The organism is Streptomyces sp. AC512_CC834 (genome assembly GCF_019049325.1).
In the GTDB taxonomy this organism is placed as follows: Bacteria; Actinomycetota; Actinomycetes; order Streptomycetales; family Streptomycetaceae; genus Streptomyces.
Genome location: NZ_JAGMUO010000130.1, coordinates 1 through 16061, shown reverse-complemented (window position 1 = coordinate 16061; position 16061 = coordinate 1). Strand labels below are relative to the sequence as shown.

The following is a 16061-nucleotide window of genomic DNA, read 5'->3' as shown; positions in this document are numbered from 1 at the left end:
GGCAGTTGCTCCGTCTGCTTCGTCCGCCACCGTGACGCACGAGTGGTGGGCGAGTGGTGGGCGAGTGGTGGGCGAGTTGTGGACGAGTGGCGGACGACGGGCGATTCCACGGCCGTGACACCATCACCTGCGTGCTCGACATCGGCTACGCCCTCTCCACCCGCTTCCCGGACCCGCCGCAGACGGACTACCGCCGCGCGGACGTCCGCGCCCTGCGGCACGACCTGTTCTGCGGGGACGTGTACCTGGCCGACACCAAGACGGACCGAGAGCTGTCCACAGGCTGGGGATGGGTGCCGGTGCTCGACTTCGCCTGGGCACTGTGCGACATCGTGGAGCAGGTCGACCGGGACCCGGCGGGCTCCCGGGCCGCCCGGCCGCAGCGGGCCGAGCTGGACTTCACCGAGTCCACGGACCGCCTGCTCTTCGAGCGCCGCTTCGGCTGGGTCGACATCGAGGCGGAGTGGCTGCCGGCGGACGAACCCCCGCTGTCCTTCTCCCACACCGAACTGCGCCGAGAGGCCCGGGACTTCCTGCACGACCTGCTCGCCGACCTCACCGACCTGCACGACGACCTGGCGGACAACCCGGCGATCTGGTCCCTCCAGGCCCGCTTCCCTCGGGTGCCGTGAGCGTCCCGGCGACTCCGCCCAGCGTGATCAGCGGCCGCCCAGGGATCGCCTGGGACGGCCGCTCCGTTGAAGCGTCAGCGTGCCGAGGCGTACGCCACGAAGTCCGCCCACGCAGCAGTCGTGAGCGCCAGCCGAGGGCTCTCGACGATCTTGGAGTCGCGGACGTGGATGGTGCCAGGGGTGACGGCGCACTCAACGCAGGACTCGCCGTTGGTACCGCCGCTGTAGCTGCTCTTGAACCACGCCAGTTCGGAGGCATCCCCGGCGGAGGCCTTGCGCATCATGTCTCTCCCCGCAATCTCTCGATGAAGGCCAGCGACTCCCGAGGTGGGAGTGCCTGCGCCCGGATGGTTCCGTACTGCAACTCCAGAATGCGGAGTTGCTTCAGGTCAGCGACGGGCCGTCCGCTGAACAGGCCGTCGGCGCGCCCCACAGCCGTACCGTCCGGGAACTTCAGCAACTCGATCCTGCCGTCCAAGCCTGGGTGAGCTTCCGTGTTGGTCGGCATGACCTGAAGCGTGACGCTGCTCAATCGCCCCACCTTCAGCAAGTGTTCGAGCTGCTGTTGCCACCCCATTGTGCCCCCAACCCGTCGACGCAGTGGCGCCTCTTCCACCACGAAGTGGATGGACGGGGCGGGGTTGCGTTCGAACACCGACTGCCGGGCCAGTCGAGCGGCAACCATGCGGTCGACGTCGTCCGGTGAGTACGGCGGCTGGGCCGCCTCGATCAGGATCCGCACATGCTCCGACGTCTGCAACAAACCGGGGATGATGTTGCACTCGTACAGGCCGATCTCGACCGCCTTGCCCTCCAACTTCCCCAGCTCCCGCACCCTCTTCGGGTACCGGACCTTTTTCACGTCCTCCCAGGCCGCCGCGATGAGGCCACCCGCGTTGAGTACCTCGTCGGCCCTGTCCAGGTACTCCTGGCGGGGGATCCGCCTGCCGCCCTCGACCTTGTAGACGAGGTCCTCCCCGTAACCCACCGCCGCCCCGAACTCGCCGGCCCGCATGCCCGCGGCCTCGCGCCGCAGCTTCAACTGCCGCCCCACCGTGGTGATGACCGCGACGCCCCATTCGTCGTCCGGATCCACCTCCCACCCCGGCTCGTCCGCCTCACTCGCGGCCTCCACAGGCCGTACCGCCTCGCCGTCCACCGCTGTCATGCCGCACCCCTCCGTCGTCCCGTGTCGTACCGCGACGCCCTACCCGTGCCAACCAGCCCGACCGTCCGGACAACACCGGACAACTGACAGACAGTCACGCCACGCGTTCGTTCGATCCGTCACGACTCACGCTAGATCGCGACCGTGGGACCCGGTGACCCAAGGGAGCAATTCATATTTTTAAGGACCACTTGTACCCCCACCGCCCCACCACACCCCCGGAAACCGTGAACACTCCCCCAGCAAGTGCTCACGCCCCGCCCATATGAGCGCCACACGAACAGAATCGGCCGAAGTGTTGACCTCTACCAACCCTTACGGCACCGCAACCCACGTTCTGAGGTCGCGGTGCCGTCGGTGCCTTACCAAGAAATGAACTCGGGGAGAAAGAACCCCACCAAGCCCCGCCCCAGTACGGCGGGGACTGACCACCGACCTCCCGGAGGAGCCGCTAGGGCGTGGCGTACGGACGCGGCGGCGGAGCTGTGACCGCAGGCGCCCGGGGAGACCTACTCCGCCACCACCCGTACCCCCAGCTCCGCCGCCAGCACCGGTGCCAGGTCGAGGAGCTGGGCCGGGCTGATCACCGCACCCGAGAGGCGGTCCACGCCCCGGGCCAGTTCCAGCGGGGCGGCGCCGCGCAGGTCGACGTCGGTGAGGGTGGCGGCGCTGAGGTCCGCCTCCTTCAGGGCGCAGTCCACGAACTCGACCCGCTCCAGGCGGGCGCCCCCGAAGTCCGGCTCGACCAGGACGCAGCTCTCGAAGACGACGTCCTTGAGCCGGGACCGGCGCAGGTTGAGGTAGTCGATCTTGCCGCCGCGGATCAGGACCCGTTCCAGAACGGCGCCGTGCAGCTGGGTGCCGCCGAGCCTGGCGTCGAGCAGCTCGACGTCGCGCAGGGTCGCCCCCGCGAGGTTCGTGCCGACGCCCCGGACGCCGGTGAGGCGCGTGTCGAGCAGCCGGGCAGCGCGCAGCGACGTCTCGTCCAGTGCGCAGCCCGTCAGCGCGCAGTCCATGAAGCGGGCGCCCGCGCCGTCCTGGCCGGTGAGGTCCGCCTCCCGGAAGTCCAGCGCGTCGTAGTCCCCGTCCGGCTCCAGTCCGTCGTCGTCCTCGTACGGCGTGAGGTGCGGCAGCCGCAGCTCCGGGCGTCGTGCCGCCCGCACCTTCGCCGCACCCGCAGCCGCACCCGTGCCCCTGCCCGTACCCGTGCCGCCGCCGCCCGCCGCTCTCCTCGCCATGCCCCCATGCTGCACCCCGCCACTGACAACCTCGCCGACCTGCGCGAACCTCTCTACTTCCGGCCGGATGTCACACACGGCACCCCCTCGGTCGTCGTACGGGCAGACAGGCGCCGCGCAGGCGACCCCCGACCCGAGGGAGAACCCGAGCCATGCATCGCATCACCGTCATCGGCGGCGGCTTCGCCGGACTGACCGCGGCCATCACCGCCGCCGAGGCAGGCGCCAGGGTCACCGTCCACGAGTCCCATCACACGCTCGGCGGACGCGCCCGGACGGCCGAAGGCCCCTACCGGACCAACGACGGCCCGCACGCCCTCTACAACGGCGGCCCGCACTGGGCTTGGCTGCGGCAGCGGGACCTGATCGGCCCGCTCGCGCCCATCCCGCCGCTGGAAGCGGCCCGGCTGCGGCTGCGCCACAAGGGAGCGCTGCGCCGCACCCCGCCCTTCGCCATGCTGAAACTGCTGCGCCGGGGCGTCGGACCGGCGCCCGTCGACATCGACTTCCTGACCTGGGCGACCGGGATCGCCGGTGAGGAGGGGGCTCGGGCCGCCGCCCACTACTGCGCCGTCGCCCTGTTCCACCACGACCCGGAGTCGTTGTCCGCCGCCTTCGTGCAGGAGCGGCTGCGCCGGGCCGCCAAGCTGCCACCCGAGGCGCACTATCCGCGCGGCGGCTGGGCCGGGGTCGTGGACCGGATGGCCGCGCTGGCCTGGAATCTCGGGGTCCGGGTGGAGACGCTCTCCCGCGTCGACGCGCTGCCCACCGAGACGCCCGTCGTCGTCGCCACGTCCCTCGGCGCGGCGCGCCGTCTGCTGGACGACTCCTCGCTGACCTGGCCGAGCGGTCGCACCGCCCTCGTCGACCTGGCGGTGCGGACCCGGCGCGGTGACGCCTTCGCGGTCTCGGACCTGGACGCGCCCGGCTGGATCGAACGGTTCACCGCGCAGGACCGCACCCTGGCTCCGGCGGGCGAGCAGCTGATCCAGGGGCAGATCCCCCTCGCGCCCGACGAGTCGAAGGCCGACGGCACCGCCCGGGCCGAGGAGCTGCTCGACCTCGGCTTCCCCGGCTGGCGCGAGCGGCTGACCTGGCGGCGCGAGGCGGTGGCGAACGGCCGGACCGGCGCCGTCGACCTGCCCGGCACCACCTGGCGCGACCGGCCCGCCGTCGACCGCGGCGACGGTGTCTACCTCGCCGGTGACCAGGTCGCCGCACCCGGTCTGCTCTCCGAGGTCTCCTTCAACAGCGCCCTGACGGCGGTCTCGCTCGCTCTCGGCCGACGGGAACTTGACCTCAAGCATGCTTGAGGTCGTTGGGTGAAGGGGTACCGGGCGACCACACCCGTGGTCATGCCTTCGACTCTTCCCCTGGGGGACCGTCATGCACGCCATCCGTCTGCACGCCTTCGGCCCGGCCGAGAACCTCGTCCTGGACGAGGTGGAGGACCCGGCGCCCGGCCCGGGCCAGGTCCGGATCGCCGTCCGCGCGGCGGGCGTCCACCTCCTGGACACCGCCCTGCGCGAGGGCGTCCAGGGCCCGACGCCCGCCCTCCCCGACCTGCCCACGATCCCCGGCCGCGAGGTCGCCGGCGTCGTCGACGCCCTCGGGGAGGGCACGCCCGAGAGCCTGCTGGGCCGTCGCGTCGTCGCCCACCTCGGCTTCGCGCCCGGGGGCTACGCCGAACTCGCCGTCGCCGACCTCGCCCGCCTGCACGAGATCCCCGCCCGGCTGGACTTCGCCGAGGCCGTCGCCATGGTCGGCACGGGGCGTACGACGATGGGGATCGTGCAGTTCGCCGACCTCGGCCCCGGCTCCGTGGCCGTGATCCCGGCCGCGGCCGGCGGCATCGGCACGCTGCTGGTGCAGTACGCCAAGAACGCCGGAGCCAGGGTGGTCGGCCTCGCCGGCGGCCCGGAGAAGGTCGCCCGCGTCGCCGCGAACGGCGCCGACCTCGCCGTCGACTACACGGACCCCGAGTGGCCGGCGAAGGTCCGCGCCCACCTGGGCGGCGAGGCCGCCGACGTCGTCTTCGACGGCGTCGGCGGGGACGTGGCACGCGAGGCCGTCGCCCTGCTCGGGCCGGGCGGCCGGCACCTGGTCTTCGGCTGGTCGGCCAAGGGCCTGCACGACGGCACCCCCTACCTCGTCGAGGGGGTCTCCCAACGGGTGCTGGGCCCGGTGATGATGGAGCGGGCCGGCGGCGCCAACCCCGCGCGCGCCCTCGAACTGCGCGCCCTCGGGGAGGCCGCCGAGGGCCGGCTCGTCCCGGCCGTGCAACGCTTCCCGCTGGCCGGGGCCGCCGCCGCGCACCGCGCGCTGGAGAACCGGGAGACGACCGGAAAGGTGGTCCTGGAGCCCTGACCGCCGGCAGGCGGCGCCGGCGTGCGGGGCGGGATGCGATACGTCCCTATTCATGGTCTTCTGGCCAGATGAGTGGCTCCCGGACAGGTCGGACAGGTGGACCCGCCGCGCCCGCGGAGGCCGATCCCCGCCGCTGGTGGGGGCTGGTCGTGATCGCCCTCGCCCAGCTGATGGTCGTCCTCGACGCGACGATCGTGAACATCGCGCTGCCCTCCGCGCAGCGCGACCTGGACATCTCCGACGCCAACCGCCAGTGGGTGATCACCGCGTACACCCTCGCGTTCGGCGGTCTGCTGCTGCTCGGCGGCCGGGTCGCGGACCTGGCGGGACGCAAACGCACCTTCGTCATCGGGCTGATCGGCTTCGCCGCCGCCTCCGCGATCGGCGGCGCCGCCACCACGTCGGCGATGCTGTTCGGCGCCCGCGCCCTCCAGGGCGTCTTCGCCGCCGTCCTCGCACCGTCCGCGCTGTCGCTGCTGACGACCACCTTCACCGACCCGAAGGAACGCGGGAAGGCCTTCGGCATCTACGGCGCGCTGGCCGGCAGCGGGGCCGCGGTCGGTTTCATCGTCGGCGGCGTGCTCACCGAGTACCTGAACTGGCGCTGGTGCCTGTACGTCAACATCCCCATCGCGATCGTCGCCGTGGTCGGCGCGTTCGTCCTGCTGCACGACCGCCCCGGCCACACCGGTGCCCGCCTCGACGTGCCCGGCGTGATCCTCGGCTGCGGCGGTCTCGTCGCCCTCGTCTACGGCTTCAGCGAGGCGCAGCCCCGAGGCTGGACCGACCCGCTGGTGCTGGCCCTGTTCGTCCTGGCCGTGGTCCTCCTGGCCACCTTCGTGTGGTGGCAGACCCGCGCGCCGACGCCGCTGCTGCCGCTACACGTCATCCGGGAGCGCAACCGCGCCGGCTGCTTCCTGACGATGATGCTGGCGGTCATCGGCATGTTCGGGCTGTTCCTGTTCATGACCTACTACCTCCAGGTCATCCTGGGCTACTCCCCCGTGCGGACCGGTCTGGCGTTCCTGCCGCTGACCGCCGCGATCGTCATCGGCTCGACGCAGATCTCGGCCCGGCTGCTGCCGCACGTGGGCCCGCGCATGCTGATGGTGCCCGGCATGCTCCTCGCCTCCGGCGGCATGGTGCTCCTGACCCGGATGACCGTGCACTCGGACTACACCGCCGAGATCCTGCCCGCGCTGCTCCTGATGGGCCTCGGCATGGGCCTGACCTTCATGCCGGTGTTCTCCACAGCCACCGCCGGGGTCGCCCCCAAGGACTCCGGCGTGACCTCCGCGACGGTCAACACCTCGCAGCAGGTGGGCGGCTCGATCGGCACGGCGCTGCTCAACACCATCGCGACCAGCACCAGCGCCTCCTGGATCACCGCCCACCTCACCGACCCCTCCCAGCGGGAGCTGATCGTCCGGGAGGGCATCGTCCACGGCTACACGGTCGCCATCTGGGTGGCCGCCGGCATCATGCTGCTGGCGGCCCTGGTCGCGGGCCTGATGGTGACGGCCAAGGCCCCCAAGCACGGCACCCCGGCCGACCGCCCGGCGTCGGAACTGTCGCCCGAGGGGGCAGCGGCCCCGCCGCCCGCCGAGTCCCGAAACCCGCGTGACCACCGCAGCCCGGGCCGGTAGCGTCGGGCGGCGTGATCGACGTTCCGGACGCACTCGCCGCCGCGCAGGCGAAGTACAACGGGGAGGCGGGGCGCGTCTTCGTCGACGGGCTGCCCGCGCTGGCGGCCGGCTTCCTTCAGCGGTGGGAGCTGCGGCTCGACGGGCCGTCGATGCACGGGTGGGCGGCGCTGGTGCTGCCGGTCGTGCGCCGCGACGGCAGCGGGGCCGTGCTGAAGCTCCAGATCCTCGACCGGGAGACCGAGGGCGAGCCCCTCGCGCTGCGGGTGTGGGACGGGGACGGCGCGGTGCGGCTGCTCGATCACGACGCGGCCACCGGCACCATGCTCCTGGAGCGCCTGGACGCCGGCCGCATGCTCAGCGACGTGGCGGACTCCCGCGAGGCCGTCCTCGTCATCGCCCGGCTGCTGGCCCACCTCACCGCGACCCCTGCGCCGCCCGGCGTGCGCCGGCTCGGGGACATCGCGCGGGGCATGCTGGAGCGGACGCCCGCGACGCTGGAGCGCATCGCGGACCCGGCGGACCGGCGGCTGGTCGCGGACTGCGCCGCCGCCGTGCGCGAGGTCGCCGGCGAGCCGGGTGACCGGCTGCTGCACTGGGACCTGCACTACGACAACGTCCTCGCCTCCGACCGCGCCCCCTGGCTCGCCATCGACCCCAAGCCGCTGGCCGGTGACCCCGGGTTCGACCTGCTGCCCGCGCTCGACAACCGCTACGACCCGGCCGAGACGCGGTGGCGCTTCGACGCCATGACCGAGGTCCTCGGACTGGACCGGGAGCGGGCCCGCGCCTGGTCCCTCGGCCGCGTGCTGCAGAACTGCCTGTGGAACGCCGAGGACGGCGACCCGCTGGAGACCGGGCAGCTGGAGATCGGACGGCTGCTGCGCGCCCTGTGAGAAGGCGCGCCCTGTGAGCGGGCGTCGGGCAGTGAGCGGGCGTCGGGCAGTGAGAAGGCGTCGGGCAGTCGTCGCCGGACGTCAGCTCTGCGGGTTGGGGTGCGCGTCCCGGGGCCGGTCCCGGGGCCTGTCCTGGTCCCGGTCCCGCTCGCGTTCCCGGCGGCCACCGCCGTCCAGCGCGCCCGGCAGTTCCGTTCTGCGCCGAATCCGCAACTTGCGGTAGGTGCTGGTCAGGTGGGTCTCCACGGTGCGCCGGGCGAGGTGCAGCAGATCGGCGATCTCGGTGTTCGTGCGGCCGTCGGCGGCCAGTTCGGCGATCCGGCGCTCGCTGCCGGTCAGCGCCCCGGCGCCGGTCCGGGACGCCGCCGAGCCGCGCGCGCCGCCCTCGCGCAGGGCCTGCCCGGCCAGGGCGAGCCAGCGCAGGGCGCCCTTGCGTTCGGCGAGTTCGGCGGCCTCGCGCAGCCGGCCGCGGGCGCGTCCGCGTTCACCGGCGGCCAGCAGCTGGCGGCCCTGGGCGAGCAGCGCCGGTATCAGCTCCATGTCGGTGTCGGCGGGCGCGTCCCGCAGGGTCCGTACGGCCTCCTCGGCCAGCTCGAGACCGCGTCGCCCGCCGGTCGCGGTGCCCAGCACGCGCAGGGCGCGGCCCACGGTGCGCGGGGTGTTCCACACCCTGGCCAGCCGCAGTTCCTCCGTCGCCAGGGCCAGCGCCTCCGGACCGCCGCCCAGCGCCAGCCGGCACTCCGCGACCGCCGTCCGCCACGGGGTGACGACCGGGCTGACCACCTCGCGGGCCGCCTGGCGCCGCCCGCACTCCAGGAAGTCGTGGAGCGCTCCCGCCAGGTCGCCGGTGGCGGCACGCGACACGCCCCGCGCGTACAGGTAGCGGTTCAGCTCCCAGTTCTCCGGCACCTCGCGCAGGTCGAACCGGTCGGCGAAGCGCTGTGCCTCGTCGGTGCGGCCGGTGTGGACGAGGGCCATCAGGGCGTGGGCGTCCCGGTTGGAGGGGCCGGTGCCGGGACCGGGGACGGGGGAGAGCAGCAGGGCGTGGTCGCCGCGGGCGGCGGCGATGTCGGCGCGGGTGTTGAGCAGCGCGTGCTGCATCGGGTGCAGCAGGGAGGGGTGCTGTCCGGCCAGGCCGCGTTCCACGAGCCGGTCCGCCTCGTCGAGTTCGTCGGCCCACTGGGCGACCGCGGCGGCCGTGCCCAGCAGGAAGGGCTCGGCGAGCGGGTCGGTGGGCTGCGCGAGCAGCTTCCGTACCCGGGTCATGGCCTCCTCGGCGGAGACCAGCGCCGCCGTCGCCGCGTACCGCACGAGCAGGGCCTGTCCGGCGGTGCCCACCATGTCGGGGGAGTTCTCGCCGGTCTCGGCCAGCCACCGGTACACCTCCTGCCGGGTCGCCAGGTCCTGGTCGGACAGCAGCGCGGTGGCGGTCTGCACGGTGCGGGCCAGGCCCGGGTGGCCGGACAGCCGGCCCTCCGTGCGGCGCAGCACCTCCATCGCCGTACGGATCTCGCCGCGCCCGGCCAGGGCGGTGCCGAGGGCGACGGCCGTACGCACCCGGTTGCGGGGCTCGGCCGGCAGGTGCTGGGCCTCGGCCAGCCGCGCGATGGCCGCCGGGGTGTCGGCCGACGCGTACTCCAGGGAGCCCAGTTCGGTCAGCAGCCGCTGGCGGAGGTCGTCGGGCAGCGGCTCGTCCAGCGCCCGGCGCAGGTAGCCGACCGCGTCGGCGGGCCTGGCGTCGTGCACGGCCACCGTCACGGCGTCCCGCAGGACGCGCAGCGCCCAGGTCCGGCGGACGGCCGGGGTGTGCAGCAGATGCCGGGCGACCGCCTCGACCCGGTCGCCGCGGCGCAGCATCGCCTCCGCCGCCGCCCGGTGCACGGCGTCCCGGCGCGACCGGGGCCAGCCGCTCAGCACGGCGTCGCGCAGCAGCGGGTGGGCGTAGCGGGGGCGGCCGCCCGCGTCGGTGCGCAGCAGACCGAGCCGCGTCATGGCGGCGAGCCAGCCGGCGACCCGCGCGGGATCGGCCCCGGCCGCCTCGGCGAGCACGTCGACCGGGTCGGTGGCCCCGGAGGGAGGGAAGGGAGGGGAGGGGGAGGATGACGGAGGGGAGGGGGTACGCCACTGCGTCGTCCGGTCGGGCGCGTGCGCGGGCGGATCGGTACGGCCATGGGCGGCGGCGCCGTGCACGGGCTCCTGCGGGCCGTCGTACGGGAAGGGGTCCGGGTACGACGGGTACCGCGCCTCGTCGGCGAATCCGGCGAGGTGCGGGTATGCGGCGGGATCCGGGTATCCGGCGGGGTGCAGGGATTCGGCGGGGTGCGGGTAGGGGCCGTACTCGCCGTACTGGCCGTACTGCCCGTGCTCGCCGTGCTCGCCGTACTCCGGAGACTCCGCGCGGAAATCCGGCCCGCCCCCGTACGCCGGGAAGCCCGCCATGCGCGCGTACGGCGGCGGAGCCTGCGGGTCCCGCCCGCCGTCTCCGCGCTCCCCGACCCCGTCCCCGAACTCCCCCTCGTGCCCAGGATCGAAGGCCTCGCGCCCCGTGTCCGCGCTCCACACGTCCCGGCAGCCCGGGGCGATGTTCACCGGGCGGCGGGTCCGCGCCGCCGGTGTCTCGTGGGTCTGCCGGCGCGGGATCGGGATGCCGAACTGCGGTGTCCGAGGGTGCGGGAGGGCATGCCGAGGCTCGCCCCGGCGCGGCGGCGGGGCCGCGGGCCAGGCCTGCTCCAGGGCCGCGAGGCAGCGGGCGACGTCGGCCGTCGCGGGACCGACGCTGTTCAGCCACCAGGAGACGGCGGCCGGATAGGACCCGGGGTACAGCGCGGCGCAGGTCTCGGGCACCGGGGGGATGCCGTCGGGGTGCGGGGTGCCGCCGAGGTCGTCCAGCAGGGCGTGCAGCAGCAACGGGCTGCCCGCACCGGCCCGCACGCACTGGGCCGTCCACCGCGCACTCGCGCCGGGGAAGGCGGCGAGGACCAGCCCGGCCGCCGCCGTGTCGCTGAGCGGGGCCAGGGTGTGGGTGCGCACGAGGGAGGGCGACAGCGCCTGGGTGAGTCCGGCGGGCCGCGGGTCGATGTCGTACTGGCTGCGTTCGGTGGCGACCAGCAGGAGCGGTAATCGGTCGACGCGCCGGGCCGCCTCCACCAGCCAGCGGCGCGAGGAGTCGTCGGCGAGGTGCACGTCGTCGACGGCCACCAGCAGCGGGCCCTCGTCCGCGTACGAGCGCAGCAGCCGCCACAGCCGGGCCGCGCTGCCCCGGTCGTCGCCGCCGGGCGCCGTGTCCGTGAACTCCGGTACCGGACCCAGGAGCTGGAGGACCGTGGCGAAGGGCACCCCGGTGTCCTCGGGCGAGCAGCGTGCGCGCAGCACCCGCAGCCCGCGGTCCGCGGCGTGCCGGGCGGCGGTCTCCAGCACGGCGGTGCGTCCGGTGCCGCTGGCGCCGCGCAGCAGGACGAGGCGGCCGGTGCCGGCCCGTGCGCGCTCGATCTCGGCGGCGAGCAGCGCGTGGGCCTCGTCGCGTTCACGGAGCGGTCCGGTCATCGGTGCCTCCTGTGGTGGATGGTGCTCCCCCGGTGTGTGAGACGAACGAGTGCGCTGAAGGGTGGTGCGAAGTGGCGCGGGTCACGGTGACGCACGGCCGCGTGGACCGGCTCGCCGGTCTCGTGGTGTGCCTCGTGGTGCTCCACGATTGCGAAGTCCCAGCAGTCACATAAGTGTGGAACATGCACATCCGCTACCGGCCTGTGCTGGGCGGCGGGCTCGTGAACAGGGGGGAAACGGTTGCTCAACTCACCCCGGAACACCACCACGAACACCACCACATCCACCCGCGGCTCCGGCGGAGTCGCCGGCGTCGCCGACCGGCGTGTCCCGGTGGCGGTGACCGCTCCGGACCCGATCAGCCGCGAGGGCGCGGTCAGCCAGTTGCGCCGGCACCCGGAGATCGACCTGCGTGAGGAGTCGGGCCCCGGCACGGTGGCCCTCCTCATCGAGGACGCGCTCGACGACGCGGCGCTCACCCGGCTGCGCCGGATCGTGCGCAGCGAGGGCTCGCGTGCCGTGCTCGTGATCGGCGCGATCCGGGAGAGTGAACTGCTCGACGTCGTCGAGTGCGGCGTCGGCGCCATCGTCTGGCGGCAGGAGGCCACCGCCCACCGTCTTGTGCAGGCGGTACTGGCCGCCTCCCGCGGCGACGGCGACCTGCCCGCGGACCTGTTGGGCCGGCTCATCAGCCAGGTGGGCACCCTGCACCGGGGCGCGGCGGGCCGCCCCGGCGCGCCTTCGCTGGGCCTCGCACCCCGAGAGGTGGACGTCCTGCGGCTGGTCGCCGAGGGTCTCGACACCGGAGAGATCGCCGGCAAGTTGTCCTACTCCGAACGCACCGTCAAGAACGTGATGCACGGACTCACCACGCGGCTGCATCTGCGCAACCGCGCCCACGCCGTGGCCTATGCCCTCAGGGAAGGCTACATCTGACCGAACGGGCAATCGAAAGCGGACCCTTTGGACCGGCCGGGCAGGGTGTTCTGCCCGGCCGTCGTCCCCGGTGCGCGTGCGCGCGGGACGACCCCCGGGGCACGATCGGTATCAGATGTGGCAGACGACGGCAGTTGACGGGCCGTACGGACTCGAGTGCGGGCAGGGCGGGAGCGCGAGCGTGATCCACGAGGTGGACGAAGTCCTCAAATCCCTTCTCAAGAGCGGGGCGCTGACGGGCTCGGGCATCGACGTGGCCTTCGAGGCACCCACCCGTGACTGGGCGGCCCGGCGCAACGCCCCCGTGGTCAACAGCTACCTGTACGACATCCGTGAGGACGTGGGCCGTCGCCAGCGCGGCCAGATGCCGGTGCGCGACCAGGACGACGTCGTCGTCAAGCGCCGCCGGCCGCCCCGCTGGTTCCGGCTGTCGTACCTGGTGACGGCCTGGACGAAGACCCCGCAGGACGAACACCGGCTGCTGTCGGCCGTACTGGCGACGCTGCTGCCCCACGAGGCGCTGGCGCCCTCCGAACTCCCCGAGTCGCTGGGCGCGCTGGGCCTGTCGGTGCCGCTGACCGTCGCCGGCGTCCACACCGAGTCCCGTTCCCTCGCCGAGATCTGGTCCGCCCTGGGCGGCGAGCTGAAGCCGTCCCTCGACCTGGTGGTCACCGTGCCCTTCCCGGCCTTCCCCGACTACGAGGCCGGACCCCCGGTCACCGAGGGCGCGACGGTCCTGGTGGGCGGCCTGGAGGGCGACCCGCCGATGTCCACCGGACGTTCCCACCGGCCGCACCAGGTGGCGGCGGCCCGCGCCGCCCGCAGGAAGGCGCTGGGCCGCAAGGACGCGACCGACCGCCGTACGGGCCGACAGTGAACGCCTTCTACGCCGAGACGCCGCCGGCCGCCGCCCCCGACGCACCCGGCGCCCCCGTGTCCGGCACGCCCGGCCCGTACGACGATCCCGCCCGGGTGCTGCTCGCGCGACTCACCGTCCTGCGGGAACGGGTGACCGCGCTGGTCGAGCACCGCAGCACCGACGACCCCACGGCCGACGACCCGCTGCGCGGCCTGTACCTGTCCGACGAGGCCGTCCAGCACCTGCTGCGCACCTGGCAGTCGGGCGACGACCCCGGGGCCGCCCTGCCGGTCTCCGTCGACGGCCCGGCAGGACCCGGGGACCGGCTGGCGCGGCTGGCCGGACGGACGGGGCAGTTGACGGAGCTGGACCGCGCCGTCCTGCTCATGGCCCTCGCCCCCGACGTCGACCGCACCTTCGAGCCGCTCTACGGCTACCTCAACAACGACGTGAGCCGCCGTCGCGCCACCGTGGACCTCGCCCTCGAACTGTGCGGGGTGCCCGCGCACCTGGCGGCGGCCCGCTCCCGGTTCCACGCCTCCGCGCCGCTGCGCGCCCTCGGCCTGCTGGAGGTGGAGGAGCCCGAGCGCCCCTTCCTCACCCGTTCCCTGCGGGTCCCGGACCGGCTGATCGGCCACCTGCTCGGCGACGACACCCCGGACGCCGCACTCCTCGGCCTGCTGGTCCCGATGCCGGACCCGCTGCCCGCCTCCGGGGCCGGCGACGCCGACGGGTTCGTACGCCGGCTGGCCGCCCGGCTGCACGACGGTCCGCTCACCGCCTACCTGCGCGAACCGCGCGAGGGCGACGGCCTCGCCGTCCTGGCCTCCGTGCTGGACGCCGCGAAGACCGACGCGCTGCGCTGCACCGGGCCCGAGGACCACGTCCCCGAGCTGCTGCGCGAGGCCCGGCTCAGCGGCCGGGCGGTCGTGGTGTCGGGCCTGCCCGAGAAGCCGGGGCCCCTGGTGCGGCAACTGACCGCGGCGACGGACGTCACCGTGCTGATGACCGACCCCCGCCCCTACGACCCGCAGTGGTCCCCGGCCGACCCGCTGGTCCTGGACGCACCGGGTCGCCTGGCCGGCGGCGCGGCCGCCTGGCGGGCCGCGCTGGGTGCCGAGGCCGACGGGTTCGACCTGGCCAGCGCCGTCGCCCCGTACCGGCTCGGCGGCGACCGCATCCAGCGGGCCGCGCACGGCGCCCGATCCCTCGCCGCCTTCGAAGGCACCCCGCTCACCGCCGACCACGTCCGGCTCGCCGCCCGCCGGCAGTCCGCCTCCGGCCTGGAGAGCCACGCCCGGCGGATCCGGCCCGACGTGGACTGGACGGACCTGGTCCTGCCCGACAAGCCCCTCACCCAACTGCGCGAACTCGCCCTGCGCGCCCGCCACCGCGACCAGGTCCTCGGCGAATGGCGGCTCAGCGCGGGCGGCGGGCGCGGCCGGGGCGTCCTCGGCCTGTTCGCGGGCGAGTCCGGCACCGGCAAGACCCTGTCGGCGGAGGTCGTCGCCGCCGACCTGGGCCTCGACCTGTACGTGGTCCAGTTGTCGTCGGTCGTGGACAAGTACGTCGGCGAGACCGAGAAGAACCTGGAGCGGATCTTCACGGAGGCCGACCGCACCGACGCCGTGCTCCTCTTCGACGAGGCCGACGCCGTCTTCGGCAAGCGCTCCGAGGTCAAGGACGCGCACGACAAGTACGCCAACATGGAGAGCGCCTACCTGCTCCAGCGGCTGGAGTCCTTCAACGGCATCGCCCTGCTCACCACCAACCTGCGGGCCAACATCGACGAGGCGTTCACCCGGCGCCTCGACCTGGTGGTGGACTTCCCCTTCCCGGACGCCGGGCAGCGGCTGGCGCTGTGGCGGCACGGACTGTCGCACGTCCCCTCCGTCGAGGGCATCGACCCGGAGCCGCTGGCCCGGAACTTCGAGCTGGCCGGCGGTTCGATCCGCAGCGCGGTGGTCACCGCCGCCTATCTCGCCGCCGGACGCGGGGGAACGGTGACGGCGGACGACCTCCTCGAGGGCGCCCGCCGTGAGTACCGCAAGGCCGGGAGACTGGTCCCGGGGGAAGGCGGCTGGTGACCGCCGGGACCGCCGGGACCGCCTGAGCCGTCAGCCCTTCTTCGGGTGGATGATCTTCCACTCCTGGTCGCCGACGTTGCTGCAGTTGTCGAGCACCATCTTGGAGAAGAGGGCGCCGCCGTTCGCGCCCTCCACGCCGAGGCACTTCTGGTTGCTGGAGAAGTTGCGGATCCAGTAGTCCCCGCTCTCCTGCTTGTCGACCCACCAGAGCTGGTTGTCGCTCGCGGTGGTGCTGTCGCAGGTGAACTCGGTGACGGGCGTCCCCACGGCAGCGGCACCGTGGTAGGGCAGGTCCATGCAGAACTTGTCCTTGATGTTGCGGATCTGGAAGAGCGGCGCCCCGCCGGGCCCGCCCTTCTCGTACTTCACCTCAAGGTCCCAGATCTGGTTGTCGCCGTCGGTGTCGTCGCAGACGGCCTGCTGGACGGGTCCGTCGGCAACGCCCTTCTCCCGCCCGGGGAGTTCGGCGCACATGTCACTGGTGGTGTTCCGCAGCAGGATGTTCTGGGCGGGGACCACCGGCTTCACGGCCGGCTTGGCGGGTTTCTTGGACTCCCCGCCGCCCTTGTCCCCGCCGCCTCCGTCGTCCTTCTCCGGCTCCTGGGTGGCCGACGGCTGCGCCTGCGGCTGCTCGGCGGGCGCGGACTCGGCACTGCTGGGCAACGTCTCCGGACTCGCACTCGGACTGGGCG

At 73.8% G+C, this 16061-nt stretch carries 13 protein-coding genes; 8 read left to right on the top strand and 5 right to left on the bottom strand.

The genetic code is table 11. The features are described from left to right. The first annotated feature begins 131 nt into the window (after positions 1-131). Positions 132-632 (top strand): hypothetical protein, encoded by a 501-nt coding sequence (locus KUM40_RS39700; protein WP_217171257.1) that lies wholly within the window; start codon positions 132-134, stop codon positions 630-632. 74 nt (positions 633-706) lie between these two features. Here the strand turns inward: KUM40_RS39700 and KUM40_RS39695 are convergent, their stop codons facing one another. From KUM40_RS39695 to KUM40_RS39685, 3 genes are all read right to left on the bottom strand, one after another. Continuing rightward, the gene (locus tag KUM40_RS39695; RefSeq protein WP_217171256.1) at positions 707-916 is read right to left on the bottom strand and encodes a DUF397 domain-containing protein; all 210 of its coding nucleotides are present in this window, start codon (positions 914-916) and stop codon (positions 707-709) included. Beyond that, positions 913-1800, bottom strand: a complete 888-nt coding sequence (locus KUM40_RS39690; RefSeq protein ID WP_217171255.1) for a helix-turn-helix transcriptional regulator — start codon at positions 1798-1800, stop codon at positions 913-915. Before KUM40_RS39690 ends, KUM40_RS39695 begins: the two co-directional genes overlap by 4 nt. Positions 1801-2309: 509 nt before the next feature. After that, a complete protein-coding gene (locus tag KUM40_RS39685; RefSeq protein WP_217171254.1) occupies positions 2310-3038 on the bottom strand; it encodes a pentapeptide repeat-containing protein in 729 nt (242 codons plus the stop codon). 152 nt (positions 3039-3190) lie between these two features. Here KUM40_RS39685 and KUM40_RS39680 point away from each other — a divergent pair, with 152 nt between their 5' ends. From KUM40_RS39680 to KUM40_RS39665, 4 genes are all read left to right on the top strand, one after another. Further along, positions 3191-4351 (top strand): NAD(P)-binding protein, encoded by a 1161-nt coding sequence (locus tag KUM40_RS39680; RefSeq protein ID WP_217171253.1) that lies wholly within the window; start codon positions 3191-3193, stop codon positions 4349-4351. Positions 4352-4424: 73 nt separating this feature from the next. Then, complete coding sequence (locus KUM40_RS39675; protein WP_217171252.1) at positions 4425-5405, top strand: zinc-binding dehydrogenase; 981 nt, start codon at positions 4425-4427, stop codon at positions 5403-5405. Positions 5406-5473: 68 nt separating this feature from the next. Beyond that, positions 5474-7051, top strand: coding sequence for an MFS transporter (locus tag KUM40_RS39670; protein ID WP_254396397.1), 1578 nt, complete (start codon positions 5474-5476; stop codon positions 7049-7051). A gap of 11 nt (positions 7052-7062) precedes the next feature. Further along, positions 7063-7944, top strand: a complete 882-nt coding sequence (locus KUM40_RS39665; protein ID WP_217171251.1) for an aminoglycoside phosphotransferase family protein — start codon at positions 7063-7065, stop codon at positions 7942-7944. Positions 7945-8025: 81 nt separating this feature from the next. Here the strand turns inward: KUM40_RS39665 and KUM40_RS39660 are convergent, their stop codons facing one another. Beyond that, entirely contained in the window at positions 8026-11487 is a 3462-nt protein-coding gene (locus KUM40_RS39660; protein ID WP_217171250.1) for a LuxR family transcriptional regulator, read from the bottom strand. Between the two features lie 240 nt (positions 11488-11727). Here KUM40_RS39660 and KUM40_RS39655 point away from each other — a divergent pair, with 240 nt between their 5' ends. The 3 genes from KUM40_RS39655 to KUM40_RS39645 all read left to right on the top strand — a co-directional run bounded on the left by KUM40_RS39655 (position 11728) and on the right by KUM40_RS39645 (position 15369). Beyond that, a complete protein-coding gene (locus KUM40_RS39655) occupies positions 11728-12423 on the top strand; it encodes a response regulator transcription factor (protein WP_217171249.1) in 696 nt (231 codons plus the stop codon). 181 nt (positions 12424-12604) lie between these two features. Then, positions 12605-13300: a DUF4255 domain-containing protein gene (locus tag KUM40_RS39650; protein WP_217171248.1), complete on the top strand. Its 696-nt coding sequence runs from the start codon at positions 12605-12607 to the stop codon at positions 13298-13300. 56 nt (positions 13301-13356) lie between these two features. Next, positions 13357-15369 (top strand): ATP-binding protein, encoded by a 2013-nt coding sequence (locus tag KUM40_RS39645; protein ID WP_217171430.1) that lies wholly within the window; start codon positions 13357-13359, stop codon positions 15367-15369. 30 nt (positions 15370-15399) lie between these two features. Here the strand turns inward: KUM40_RS39645 and KUM40_RS39640 are convergent. Then, positions 15400-16061, bottom strand: a 662-nt coding sequence (locus KUM40_RS39640; RefSeq protein ID WP_217171247.1) for an RICIN domain-containing protein, incomplete at its 5' end; no start/stop codon positions are given.

Coding starts and splice junctions, on each gene's coding strand:
- KUM40_RS39695 (WP_217171256.1), bottom strand. CDS start 916: ATGATGCGCAAGGCCTCCGCCGGGGATGCCTCCGAACTGGCGTGGTTC.
- KUM40_RS39690 (WP_217171255.1), bottom strand. CDS start 1,800: ATGACAGCGGTGGACGGCGAGGCGGTACGGCCTGTGGAGGCCGCGAGT.
- KUM40_RS39685 (WP_217171254.1), bottom strand. CDS start 3,038: ATGGCGAGGAGAGCGGCGGGCGGCGGCGGCACGGGTACGGGCAGGGGC.
- KUM40_RS39680 (WP_217171253.1), top strand. CDS start 3,191: ATGCATCGCATCACCGTCATCGGCGGCGGCTTCGCCGGACTGACCGCG.
- KUM40_RS39675 (WP_217171252.1), top strand. CDS start 4,425: ATGCACGCCATCCGTCTGCACGCCTTCGGCCCGGCCGAGAACCTCGTC.
- KUM40_RS39670 (WP_254396397.1), top strand. CDS start 5,474: ATGAGTGGCTCCCGGACAGGTCGGACAGGTGGACCCGCCGCGCCCGCG.
- KUM40_RS39660 (WP_217171250.1), bottom strand. CDS start 11,487: ATGACCGGACCGCTCCGTGAACGCGACGAGGCCCACGCGCTGCTCGCC.